The organism is uncultured Tessaracoccus sp., from assembly GCF_947255005.1.
Lineage (GTDB): Bacteria > Actinomycetota > Actinomycetes > Propionibacteriales > Propionibacteriaceae > Arachnia.
In genome coordinates, this window is the sequence record NZ_CAMYFI010000016.1 from 34753 (window position 1) to 46768 (window position 12016).

Genomic DNA, 12016 nt, shown 5'->3' on the forward strand with positions numbered 1-12016 from the left:
CGTGGCGCAAGGCTGTGGGAGATTTCACGACGATCTGTCGGGCTTCGTCGACGAGACGCTAACGCCCAGACGGTGGGACGAAGTCGCGATTCACCTGGCCGGATGCGTCAGCTGCCGTAAGGAAACCGCGGAGATCCGGGAACTGCGTTCGGCGCTGTCAAACGCGCGCAGCGTCGATGTCGATGCCCCCGCGTCGCTCGCTGACCGACTCGAAGCCATCGCCGGTGACGATTCCGATGTGCCCATTTATTGGGGGAGCGAAGGGCCTTCGACGCTGCCTTCGAAGCGTCGAACAAGACAACGGTTCGTGCTGCGGGGTTCCGCAGCGGTGCTCACGCTCGCTATGGGCGTGGTCGTGCTGGCGGTGGTGTTGGCGCCTGGCCCGCGCCGCCTGGACAACACCGTCGACATAGCGCGCGAGCAGTTCGCCCAGCAGATAACGGCAGTGAACGTGCAGGAGTCCGTGGGCGCGTTGCTGCTGGCCCAAGACAAGGGCGCGCAGTTCCCCGTCGTGCAGCACGCCGAGGTGTACGGTGTGCCCTCCTCGCCAGCGCTTCCCATTTCGCGTACCGCAGCCGACGCCATGCTGTCGCGGGGCGCCACGTCCTACGTCGGGCTTGGCGGGGTGCAGGAGGTGTACATCGCAACCGACGACGGCGGCGGATACGTGCGTGGCAATGTTGCTGTCACCCATGTGGCTGGGCGAGGCTCCGAACTGGTGGTATTCGACCGCGATGGCAATCGGTTCTCGTCGAGTTTCGCGCCCGACTACATCGCAGGCGTCGTCCAGGCCCCCGACAGCTGGGATTTCTATGTCTACCCGTCGACGGTGCAGCTCGCGGGGCGCCCGACGATGGAGCTTGAAGCGCGCAGCGGCGCTGCCGTCGTTGCTCGCTGGTGGCTCGACGTGGCCACCGGCATCACGTTGCGCAGTGAACGGTTTGGGACGTCCGAGCGGCCGACCATCGTCTTTGGCTACGGAGAAGTGCGGCTAGGGGAGGTAGCGCTATCCGAGGATGCTCCGCGTGCGGTGTCGCTGTCGAAGGCTACGACGAGCGGTGCGCGCGGGTGGTGCGTCGGGTTGACAACGTGCCCCAATGAGCTCGCCGGATTGCCGCTGGTTGCGTACTCGTCGACGAGCACGCAGGGCGAGCAGACGATGAGCCTGGTGTACTCGAATGGCTTCCAGACGCTCAGCGTGCGGTGGATGGAAGGGAGACTGGCCGAGGGTGAAGCTGTCAGCGCAGCCGCTGTAACAGGGCTCCCCTCGGTGACTGCATGGCAGGCGGGGCGAGGCGTGGTGTCGGTCACGACGAACGGCAGCCAGAAGCTGCTCGCCGAGGCCGTCGAGGAGCTGCCTGATCGTGCGCCATACGACCGAGGGCTTGGCGCGAGACTCGTCGCAGGGCTGGGCCGACTCACGGGCCTCGGCTGATTCGGTACCATTTCGTTCATGTTTGGGATTGATGCGGTTGAACTCGTCTTGATCCTCGTGCTTGCCGTGTTGTTGTTCGGGCCCGAGAAGCTTCCGCAGTTTTCGCGGAAGGTGGCTCGCATCTACGTGTATCTGCGAGGTATCGCTAACAACACGCAGAACACGTTGCGCGACCAGCTTGGTCCTGAGTACGCCGATCTCGAACTCGCCGATCTGAACCCCAAAGCGTTTGTGAAGAAGCATCTCAGCCAAGAGGTTGCCGCTATCGAGGAAGCCAAGCGCGAGATCGAGGAGATGCGCCAGCAGCTCGAGGAGGCCACGCACAAGGTGGAGAGCGAGGTCGACGGGGCGAAAGAGGCGGCTCACGCCGCCACGAGCCGCAGCGTTGACGACGGTACGGCTGCCACCTGGGTGGCCTCCCCCTTCGATGACGAGGCGACGTAGGCATCTGCCGCCCTCAGACCGTCGAGTAGGCGGCGTAGCCGCCGTATCGAGACGCGGTGATGGTTTCGATACGCCGCCTAGCCTCCACACAGATGATTGAGCCGCGGGCGCAGCCCGCGAGTCGAAATCATCTCGCCCCGGATTTCGATACGCCGCCTGCGGCGGCTACTCAACCACCGGGGTGCCAGGTGGTCGGGCGGGCTACTCAACCACCTGAGCGGGCGGACGCTACTGGCGCGGGGTCAGGTTGAGGCGCTGCCCGAGCAACGAGGGCTTGCGGGTGAGCAGATCGTCGGCCAGTTTCGTGAGCGCCTGAGCTGAGGCGTGGTCCGGAGCGGAGTCGACGACGGGGGTGCCGCGGTCGCCGCCGGCGAGGAGCTGCTCGTCGAACGGAACCTGCGCGAGCACCTCGACGGGGTACCCGACTCGCTCAGTGAGTGCCTCGGCCACCAACGCGCCACCGCCGGAACCGAACAGCTCCAGGCGTTCCGTCTCGCCGCAATGTGAGCAAGGATGCTCGAGGTAGGCCATGTTCTCGACCACCCCCAGCACCCGCTGCTCCATGATGTGTGCCATGGTGCCGGCGCGCTCCGCGATCTCCCACGCAGCCTGCTGCGGGGTAGTCACCACGAGCACCTCGGAGCCGGGAATCTTCTGTCCGAGGCTCATCGCGACATCACCCGTGCCGGGGGGAAGATCGAGCAGGAGGTAGTCAAGATCGCCCCAGAACACGTCGGTGAGGAGCTGCGTGAGCGCGCGGTCAAGGATGGGCCCACGCCAAGCCACCACCTGGTCGCGCGACTGCTTGAGCATGCCCATCGAGATGACTTTCAACCCTTCGAGCGCGGGCACGGGGAGGATCATGTCGTCGACGACAGTGGGGCGGGCGTCGCCGAGCCCCAACAGGTCGGGGATGGAATGGCCGTAGATGTCGGCGTCGAGGATGCCGACGGAGCGCCCAGCCTTCGCCAGCGCGACGGCGAGGTTGACCGTCACCGACGACTTGCCCACGCCGCCCTTACCGGAGGACACCGCGATCACCTTCGTGAGATTTCCGGGCTGCGCGAACGGGATGACGCGCTCGGGTTCGCCGCCGCGCAGCATCTGGCGCATGGCCTCGCGCTGTTCGTCGTTCATGACGCCCAGTTCGACATCGACACTGGTCACACCGTCGATGGGCTCGACAGCGGCGCGTACGCGCTGGATGATCTCGGTGCGCATCGGGCACCCGGACACGGTGAGCAGCACGCGCACGAACACGTGACCGTCGTCGGTGGCGTCGATCTCGTCAACCATGCCCAGATCGGTGATGGGGCGGCGGATCTCGGGATCCTCCACGCCGTGGAGCGCCTGGCGAACAAGTGGAAGAAGTGGGTTTTCAGTCACCATCTCAGTGTGTCACGGATCGTGGAAGGATCAAGGGGAGAGGGGGCCGCGTTGCCCGTCGAGCGCATCCCCGAGGAACACGAACGACGCTCCGACGAGCGCCAACAACCACACATGACCGAGCGCGGCGATCACCACGACTATCGGTACGACGACGACTTTCAACATGAAGCGCTCTTGCAGGCCGAGGCTACGTCGAGACCCCGGGGTGAGCAGCACCCACCACATGCCCGCGTAGGAGACGCCGAAGACCACGGCGATCACGATGGCCACCCAGCCGTGCCCGCCGATGTTGGAGAGCGAATAGGCACCCGTGGCGAGCAAGATGAGGTGTCCGATCAGCGACAGCAGCGCGAACCAGCGGATGCGCACCGGGGCGCCGGCGTCGTTGGGTATCTCAGGAGTTGGCATTGTCGGCCTCCGGCTGTTGGCGGGCGTCGAGTTCGTCGAGGAGATCGCGAAGTTCGGTGCGCAGTTCGGAGCGCACGAAATCGCGGGTGGCGAGCTCGCCCAGGTTCATGCGAATCGCGGCGATCTCGCGGGCGAGGAAATCCATGTCAGCTCGCGACTGGGCAGCGAGGCGACGGTCCTCGTCGAGGCTGATTTTGTCGCGATCCTCCTGGCGGTTCTGGGCCAGCAGAATCAGCGGCGCCGAGTACGAGGCCTGCGTCGAGAAGAATAGATTCAGCAAGATGAACGGGTACGGATCCCATTTGAAGCCATAAATGCCGACGAGGTTCAGCGCCACCCAAGCCACGACGATGACCGTCATGTAAACCAGAAACTTGGCGGTGCCCATGAAGCGCGCCACCGCCTCAGCGAACAGGCCGAACGCTTCCGAATCGAGCTGCACCTTCGGGAAGAAGGAGCGTTTCCCGTCGCGCGGTTTCGAGAGATCAACCTCAGCCATGGTCTACCTCCTCACGTCGATCGTCAGACGGTTCCTCACCGTCCATCTGGTCGCCGCGCCAGTCGTCGGGAAGCATGTGGTCGAGCACATCATCGACGGTGACCGCGCCGACGAGCTGCCCCGCATCGTTGACCACCGGCGCCACGACGAGGTTGTATGTCGCGAAGTATCGGCTCACCTGCGCCAACGGGGTGCTGGTGTGCAGGGGCTCGAGCGTCTCATCCATCATGGTGGCCACCATCAGCGTCGGCGCCTCACGCAGGAGGCGCTGGGCGTGGATGGCACCAATGTACTTGCCAGTAGGGGTTTCGACGGGGGGTCGGGCCACGAACACCATCGACGCGAGCGCAGGGGTGAGGTCTTCGTTGCGGACGTACGCCAGGGCCTGCGCCACCGTCGCATCACTCTCAACGATCACGGGCTCGGGGGTCATCATGCCGCCAGCGGTGTACTCGCCGTACACCAGCAGCCGTCGCACGTCGGAGGCGTCCTCGGGTTCCATGTGCTGCAGCAGATCCTCGGCGACGGCTGCGGGCAGGTCTCGGATGAGGTCCGCCGCGTCGTCGGGGTCCATCTCCTCAAGCACGTCGGCGGCGCGCTCGGTATTCAAGGCCGAGATCACCTCGATCTGCTCATCCTCCGGCAGCTCTTCGAGCGCCTCCGCGAGCATGTCGTCCTCGAGCGCGTCAAGCACTTCGCCCAGCTGGCCAGGATCCATGTCGTGCAGCTCTTTGGCGATATCGGCGGGATTCATGTCGGCAAATTCGGCGACGAGGTTCGCCGTCGTGCGCCCCCTCGTGGCCTTGAGCGCGGGGACTTCCTTCCAGGAGACCACCTTCGGCTCCGACTTGCCGCCGAAACCGAACCGGCCAACCTTGGTGACCCGCCGGATGGCCACCTGGGAAAGCTCCCACTCGTGGCTTCGGAACTCGTTCATGGAGACGTCAAGGATGGTGGTGGTACCGTCGCCGCCCTCGAGCGGGCGGTCGAACAGATCGGCGGCGACGAGGAGCTCCCCTTCGCGGCGCTGAAACTTTCGGGTATCGATGGTGCCCTGGATCGACACCTGGTTGCCCGTGATGTGGTGCACGCGCACCATGGGAATGAAGATCCGCTGCTTAGCAAACAGCTCGACGACAAGGCCCTTCACCCGGGGGGCGCGACCGTCGGCCCGGATGTAGCAGATGATGTCGCGGATGCGGCCGACCTGACTGTCGGAGGCGTCGACGAGGGGTAGCCCGATCACGCGCGAAATGAACACCTGCTCCATAGGCACCAATCTAGCGGTTGCTCACGTGGGCTCAGAACAACGCTTGGTGGCGGGGCATGCTGACGCGAACTGCAAAACTCGCCAACAGTTGAGTCTCTCCCGCGTGAGCCAAGCGTGAGGCGTCGCACTGTTGGCGAGTTTTGCAGTTCGCTCCAGCCACCCCCGGCACCGGAGTTATCCACAGCCCAGAAATTCGTCCTTCACCTGAGCGGAGAATTCCGGTGAAGTGTGGGCATGCACGCAGAACTTCGCAGGCTCATCGCTGAGGATGGGGCCATCGCACGCAGCCAGCACCCTGAGCTGCATAATCCCATTCGCCACGCGGTGCAAGCGGGGCAGCTCGTCCCGCTGCTTCCCGGCACCTACTCGGTGGAGCGCTCGTTTTCTACCCTCGTAGCGGCTGTCAGGCTATGGGACCCTGACGCCGTATTCACCGGCGCCACGGCAGCCAAGCTCAGTTGGTGGGATGACCTTCCGGTAGACACTGTGCAGGCCATCTCACGACGCAGAACCACCCGCGAGGTGCCTGGGCTCCGTCTCACGCGAGGCACCGTCGAACCGTCCGTGGTGTTCGAGCACGGAGGTGTACGGTTGGTGCATCCCGCGTGGAGCGCGCTGGAGCTCACCGACGAACTGGGCGGCGAAGCCATCGACGAGGTCCTGCGCCGACGAGCCACCTCGCTGCCCGCCATGCGTTGGGCGCTCGGGCAGATGAGAGATCGGCCCGGCAATACGGAGCGACGCAGGCTCTTGCTGGAATCCAGGGATGAGCCGTGGTCTGAGCTTGAACGAGATGGCCATCGCAGGTTGCGGCGTGCGCGCCTTTCCGGGTGGAAAGGCAACTATCGCATCGTGTTGCCCAATGGCGCGGTGCGCTACGGGGACATCGTCTACGAGGGGCCTCAGCTCGTGGTGGAACTGGACTCCTGGACGCACCATTCGTCGCGCGAGGCCTTCGTCGACGACCGGAGGAAAGACGTCGAACTCACGTTGCAAGGTTGGACGGTACTGCGGTTCACCAAAGACACCATGGACGACCTGGTGCCCTCGGTGCGCGCGGCACTGCAGATGCTGAACGCTGGCTCCGTGCGATGAACTGCAAAACTCGCCATTAGTTGAGTCTCTCCCGCGTGAGCCAAGCGTGAGCTGCTCAACTAATGGCGAGTTTTGCAGTCGTGGGCTAGGGAGGGGCGAGGACGCTAAGGCCATCATGGCCACTGTGGAAAGATTGATCTGATCAACTCCATGGAGGATCTATGCACCCCGGGCAGCCCCCTTTCGACGACGCTACCCAGCCCACTCGCACGCGACGACGCCGTTTGCGCGACCAGGTAGCGTTCGCTTGGCTCTTCGCCTTGATCGTGGTGATCGTGACTCACGTGTGGGTGCCGCAGGCCACTTGGCTGATGATCCACTTGGTGTTGCTGGGCGCGTTGTCGCATTCGGTGTTGGTGTGGAGTGAGCATTTCGCCCACACGCTGCTGCGCTATACCCCGGATAACCAGGCCAAAGCCAGTCAAGCGTGGCGTATCGCACTTCTGGCCACCGGTTCCTTGCTCGTGTTCATTGGGTACCCCGCATCGTGGTGGTGGGTGCTCGTCGTAGGCGCCACGCTCGTGGCCGCAAGTATCATCTGGCATTGCGCGCATCTGGTTTACGTCGTGAAACGGGCGCTGCCTTCGAGGTTTCGGGTGGTGATCCGCTACTACGCCGCGGCTGCAGGCCTGTTCCCGGTCGGCATCACGCTCGGGGCGACCCTCGCGTTCGGCATCCCGGAGCCTTGGTTTGGGCGAGTGCTGACCGCGCACATCATGATCAACGTCGGTGGCTGGATAGGGCTTACCGTGACGGGCACACTCGTAACCTTTTGGCCGACCATGGTGCGCGCACGTATGGATGACCGCGCGCCGCGCCTGGCCGTGCAGGCGCTTCCTGTGCTCGTCGGGGCAGTGTTGCTGGGAGCGACGGGCTCACTCGCGGGGGTGCGCGAGCTGGCGGTGGCTGGACTCGTCGCCTACCTCGCAGGCTTGATGTGGTGGGGGCGGGCGTTGTTGGCACCGGTTGCGCGCAAGGGCATCCGCGAATTTGCTCCGGCGTCCGTCGGGTTGGCGCTGTGCTGGGCTTTCGTCTCGTTGTGCTGGGTGACGTGGCAGCTCGCAACCGGCGACGGGTGGGCCGCCGCGTCGGCAAGGTTTCCCCTGATCGGCGGGGTCATTGCCGCTGGTTTCGGCGCGCAGATTCTCATTGGCGCGCTCACCTACCTCATTCCCTCGGTGATTGGTGGCGGACCTTCGGTCGTGCGCGCCGGACAATCTGTGCTGCACCGCTGGACCACCTTCCGCATCGTGGTGCCCAACGTCGCGCTCGTGCTGTGGTTGGCGCCGGTGCCGTCGTGGGTGAAAGTTGCCAGTTCCGCGGTAGGCGTCGTCACGTTGGCGCTGTCCTTGCCCATCCTGATCCGCGGCGCGTACACGAGCGTGCGCGCCGCCCGCGCCAAGCGTGCAGGCGACGAGGTTCCGGCGGCTCAGGTGCCGACGGCGTGGACAGCTCGCGGGCTCCTCGCGGCGGGCCTCACGCTCGCGTTGGCTGTGGCGGTAGGCATCGCGGTGGACCCAGGCGCCGCCGGGTTCCATAGGCAAAGCGGCGGGGAGAGCGTCGTCGCGACGGGGGAAACCACGCGGGTGGAGGTGACCGTCGAGGGTATGCACTTCGTGCCTAGTCGGGTGGAGGTGCCGGTGGGAAATCGTCTCGTCGTGCATCTGCGCAACACGGGCGATGACGCGCACGACCTCAGGATAGGCGGAGCGCATTCCGGCAGGCTCGCGCCCGGCGAGGAAGCGGAGGTGGATGCTGGCGTGATCGGAGCCGACATCCAGGGCTACTGCACCGTCGCCGGGCACAAGCAGATGGGGATGACCTTCGACGTGGTCGCCACCGGGGTCGACACCGACGGGCAGCCAGATCACACCGTCACAGCCTCGACGGCGGTGCCGCCCGTCGCGGGGGCGACGCTGCCCTCGGCGGTGGATCCGAAGCTCCCGCCCCGCCCTGATGAACGGGTGCATCGCGCCACATTCACCGTCACCGAGGTGCCGCTCGAAGTGGCGCCGGGGCTGTGGCAGACCCGCTGGACCTTCAACGGAGCTTCCGTGGGACCGACGCTGCACGGCAAGGTGGGCGACGAGTTCGAAATCACGCTGGTGAACGAAGGGTCGATGGGCCATTCCATCGATTTCCACGCCGGCGTGCTCGCCCCCGACGAGCCGATGCGCACCATCCAGCCGGGCGAACGTCTGGTGTATCGGTTCACCGCTGAGCGCGCGGGTATCTGGATGTACCACTGCTCCACCATGCCCATGAGTACGCACATCGCGGCGGGGATGCACGGGGCGGTGGTGATCGAGCCAGACGATCTCGACCCTGTGGATCACGAGTACGTCATGGTGCAGTCCGAGCTGTACCTCGGCAACGCTGCGCGCTCCGCGGACGACGCGACGGAAATCGACGCCGACAAGTTGGCTGCGGAGAAGCCCGACCGTGTCGTGTTCAACGGCGTTGCCGATCAATACGTGCACCACCCGCTGCAAGTACGAGCAGGCGAGCGCGTGCGATTCTGGCTGCTCGACGCGGGCCCCAACCGGGCGCTGTCATTCCACGTTGTGGGAGGACAATTCGATACCGTGTGGACGGAAGGGCACTACACCATCCGACGGGGCGAGTCCGCGGACGGTGGCACAGATGGCGGGGCCCAGGTGTTGCCGCTCCTCGCCGCTCAGGGTGGTTTCGTCGAACTCACCTTCCCGGAAGCAGGACACTACACATTCGTGAACCACATCATGCTCGACGCCGAACGCGGCGCGCGGGGCATCGTCGAGGTGACCAACTGAGCTCAGTGCCCCAGGCGGGTGTCCCCGTCGGTGATGTCGTACACCGACCAGTGCTGCTGCCGAAGCCGGCGGAAGAAGCCGCGGATGATGTCGGCGACGGTACCTGGCGCGGCGACGGTCACCTGGTGGGCGACGTCGGGCACGATGCGCATGTCCGCTCCGGGTGCCGATTCCAGCACCAGCTCGAGGTCGGCAATCGGGTGCGACTCGTCCTTCTCGCCAGAGATCAGCATGATCGGGGTGTAGAGCTTGTGGAGGTCGCCACGGAAATCATAGGTGGCGAGGCAGCGGCATAGCTGCGCGTAGGAGTAGTCGTCGGATGCCGCCAGCCCTTCCATGATGGCAGCTACCTTGCCGGGTTCCTCGGCGACGAAGTCGGGGGTGAACCAGCGATCTTGGGTGCTTGTGACAAGGCTGGCGGTGCCGTCGCGTTCGACGAGTTCCGCGCGCTCGAGCCACGTCTCCGGGGTGCCGATGGTGGCGGCGGAAGCAACGACGACGACGCCCTCCAGCAGATCGCTGTGGTCGCGGGCGAGGTAGAGGCCGAGCGCGCCAGACAAGGAGAGCCCGGCGAAGATCGTCGCCCTATCCGGGAAGTGCTTGATGATGTCTTCGACGGTTTCGGCCAGCGCCGTAGCTAGGGCCTCCATCGTCGGCTCCATAGCTTCGCTCCATGGCGCTCCCATGCCTTGGCCAGGCAAGTAACAGAACACCACGACGGCGTCCTTGGCGAGGTGCCCCGCCACCTGATTCCACTGGTGTGCGGTGTCGCCGCCCAGACTGCCAGCAACGATGAGGAGGCGATCAGCGTCGGACTCGGGGTTGTAGGTGTGCCACGTCAGTTCCATACCAGTAACTTACCTGCACCCGGTCTGGCGGGCGCGCGAGGTGGGGAAAACGAGCGCCTCCGACTAGGCTTTCTCGCATGATGAAGCTCTTGGTTGTATTGCTCGGTCGAGGTGTTGCCTGATGCGCCGCCGCACGATGCTCTCCGTCCTCAGCGCGCTCGCCGCGGGCACCACGCTGGCCGCCTGCGGCGGTGACGCCCCCTCCGGCGACGCCTCCGAGGCTCCCTCCTCCGACGGCGCCCCCACCGAGGTGCCCGACAGCCGGAAAGCGCCCGCTATCGAAGCGCCGGAGGGTAACCCACCTGCAGAACTCAAGATTGACGATGAGATTGTGGGAGGCGGTGCCGAGGCCACGAAAGGGAGCACCCTCGAGGTGCATTACGTCGGTGCTTCCTGGAGCACGGGTGAGGTGTTCGACTCCTCCTGGAGCCGCGGCGAGCCGCTGGAGTTCCAGGTTGGCGCAAACATGGTTATCCAGGGTTGGGATGAGGGCCTACAAGGCATGAAGGTGGGCGGGCGACGTCGCATCACCATTCCGCCTGAGATGGCGTACGGCAGTGAGGGAGTGGAGGGCGTCATCGGCCCGAATGAGACGCTGATCTTCGTCTGCGACCTGGTCGCCGTCAAGTAAGAAGCGGGCGTCGTCTCAGTCGAAGTGGCGAGCCCGGTAGCCGGGCATCTCTGCGAGCGTGTCTTTCGCCTGCTGAGCCATGTTGTGCTCCACGAGCACCTCGTACTTGCCTGCGACGGTTTGGCTCATCGAATCAAAATCCCGTTTGCCCTGAGTGAGCGAGTAGCCGAGACCGGCGGTGAGCACGCCCATGACGATGCCGAGTGCCAGACCCATCGTCAGCAGGGGGAGGGGGTTGTCGCCGCCGAAGACCAGCATGAGCAGTAGGCCGAGGATCATGCCGGTGGTGATGCCGGAGAATGCGCCTTGTCCAAGTACCCGCCCCCAGGTACGGCGCCCGACGACACGTTCCACGAGACGTAGATCGGTGCCCACGATGAGCACGTTCTGGACGGGGAAACCCTTGTCAGACAGGAAGTCCACCGCGGCCTGGGCATCCTCGTAGTGGGTGAATTCCCCCAGCGATTGAGGAAATTGCAACCGAAAACGTTCTTGCATTCTGCCGCGCATGGGTCTTCCGCCGTTCACCGTCATGTCTCCAGGCTAGCCGGTGTGGATAGAGAGCTCTGTCGCGTCGACCGCCAAACTGCAAAACTCGACACTAGTTTGACGCCTCATGCGTGATCTACGCGTGACGCCTCCCGCTGATGTCGAGTTTTGCAGTTCTTGTCGTGGGCACTCGTGGTGCCGGCCGGCTCATCAGCCCTGCAGGCGCGCGATCCAGGCCTCGACGTCGTCCGCGGTGCGGGGGAACGCGTCGCTCAGCACCACGGGGCCGTCTTCGGTGATGAGCACGTCGTCTTCAATGCGCACCCCGATGCCGCGATACTCCTCGGGCACGAGCAGGTCGGTGGATTTGAAGTAGATGCCCGGTTCGACGGTGATGATCATCCCCGGCTGCAGGGTGCCCTCGCGGTAGTCCTCGCGCGACGCGTGCGCGCAGTCGTGCACGTCGAGCCCGAGGTGGTGCGAGGTGCCGTGCACCATCCAGCGACGGTGCTGCCCGCCCTCTTCGGACACCGATTCATCCACGCTCACCGGCAGAATGCCCAGCTCCTCACAAAACTCTGCCACCACCCGGATCGACGCGGCGTGTACGTCCTTCCAAGGTCGCCCCGCCACGCACGCATCGATGCCGGCCTGCTGGGCACGTAGCACGGCGTCGTAGACCCGACGCTGTTCGGGCGTGAACGTACCTCCGACGG

At 65.1% G+C, this 12016-nt stretch carries 12 protein-coding genes; 5 read left to right on the forward strand and 7 right to left on the reverse strand.

Annotated features, from left to right (window positions below; translation table 11 throughout):
- The first annotated feature begins 1 nt into the window (after position 1).
- A complete protein-coding gene (locus Q0X61_RS05410) occupies positions 2–1435 on the forward strand; it encodes an anti-sigma factor (RefSeq protein ID WP_297741107.1) in 1434 nt (477 codons plus the stop codon).
- 18 nt (positions 1436–1453) lie between these two features.
- Positions 1454–1879, forward strand: coding sequence for a sec-independent translocase (locus tag Q0X61_RS05415; RefSeq protein WP_297741108.1), 426 nt, complete (start codon positions 1454–1456; stop codon positions 1877–1879).
- 228 nt (positions 1880–2107) lie between these two features.
- Here Q0X61_RS05415 and Q0X61_RS05420 read toward each other — a convergent pair whose 3' ends face one another.
- The 4 genes from Q0X61_RS05420 to Q0X61_RS05435 are packed head-to-tail and all read right to left on the reverse strand — an operon-like array spanning position 2108 to position 5445.
- Positions 2108–3268 (reverse strand): Mrp/NBP35 family ATP-binding protein, encoded by a 1161-nt coding sequence (locus tag Q0X61_RS05420; protein WP_297741110.1) that lies wholly within the window; start codon positions 3266–3268, stop codon positions 2108–2110.
- 27 nt (positions 3269–3295) lie between these two features.
- Positions 3296–3676, reverse strand: a complete 381-nt coding sequence (locus Q0X61_RS05425) for a hypothetical protein (RefSeq protein WP_297741112.1) — start codon at positions 3674–3676, stop codon at positions 3296–3298.
- Positions 3663–4175, reverse strand: coding sequence for a DUF1003 domain-containing protein (locus Q0X61_RS05430; RefSeq protein ID WP_297741113.1), 513 nt, complete (start codon positions 4173–4175; stop codon positions 3663–3665). The genes Q0X61_RS05425 and Q0X61_RS05430 overlap by 14 nt, the downstream gene beginning before the upstream one ends.
- A complete protein-coding gene (locus Q0X61_RS05435; protein ID WP_297741115.1) occupies positions 4168–5445 on the reverse strand; it encodes a magnesium transporter MgtE N-terminal domain-containing protein in 1278 nt (425 codons plus the stop codon). The genes Q0X61_RS05430 and Q0X61_RS05435 overlap by 8 nt, the downstream gene beginning before the upstream one ends.
- Positions 5446–5679: 234 nt before the next feature.
- On the opposite strand from Q0X61_RS05435, the gene Q0X61_RS05440 reads away from it, so the two are divergent.
- Positions 5680–6540: a DUF559 domain-containing protein gene (locus Q0X61_RS05440; protein WP_297741117.1), complete on the forward strand. Its 861-nt coding sequence runs from the start codon at positions 5680–5682 to the stop codon at positions 6538–6540.
- Positions 6541–6701: 161 nt separating this feature from the next.
- The gene (locus tag Q0X61_RS05445) at positions 6702–9332 is read left to right on the forward strand and encodes a multicopper oxidase domain-containing protein (RefSeq protein WP_297741119.1); all 2631 of its coding nucleotides are present in this window, start codon (positions 6702–6704) and stop codon (positions 9330–9332) included.
- A 2-nt stretch (positions 9333–9334) separates the two neighbouring features.
- Here the strand turns inward: Q0X61_RS05445 and Q0X61_RS05450 are convergent, their stop codons facing one another.
- Complete coding sequence (locus Q0X61_RS05450) at positions 9335–10180, reverse strand: alpha/beta fold hydrolase (protein ID WP_297741121.1); 846 nt, start codon at positions 10178–10180, stop codon at positions 9335–9337.
- Positions 10181–10457: 277 nt separating this feature from the next.
- Between Q0X61_RS05450 and Q0X61_RS05455 the strand changes: the two genes are divergently transcribed.
- A complete protein-coding gene (locus tag Q0X61_RS05455) occupies positions 10458–10811 on the forward strand; it encodes an FKBP-type peptidyl-prolyl cis-trans isomerase (protein WP_297741126.1) in 354 nt (117 codons plus the stop codon).
- A gap of 15 nt (positions 10812–10826) precedes the next feature.
- Here the strand turns inward: Q0X61_RS05455 and Q0X61_RS05460 are convergent, their stop codons facing one another.
- Positions 10827–11345, reverse strand: coding sequence for a general stress protein (locus tag Q0X61_RS05460; RefSeq protein ID WP_297741123.1), 519 nt, complete (start codon positions 11343–11345; stop codon positions 10827–10829).
- Between the two features lie 165 nt (positions 11346–11510).
- Positions 11511–12016, reverse strand: a 506-nt coding sequence (locus tag Q0X61_RS05465) for a M24 family metallopeptidase (RefSeq protein ID WP_297741124.1), incomplete at its 5' end; no start/stop codon positions are given.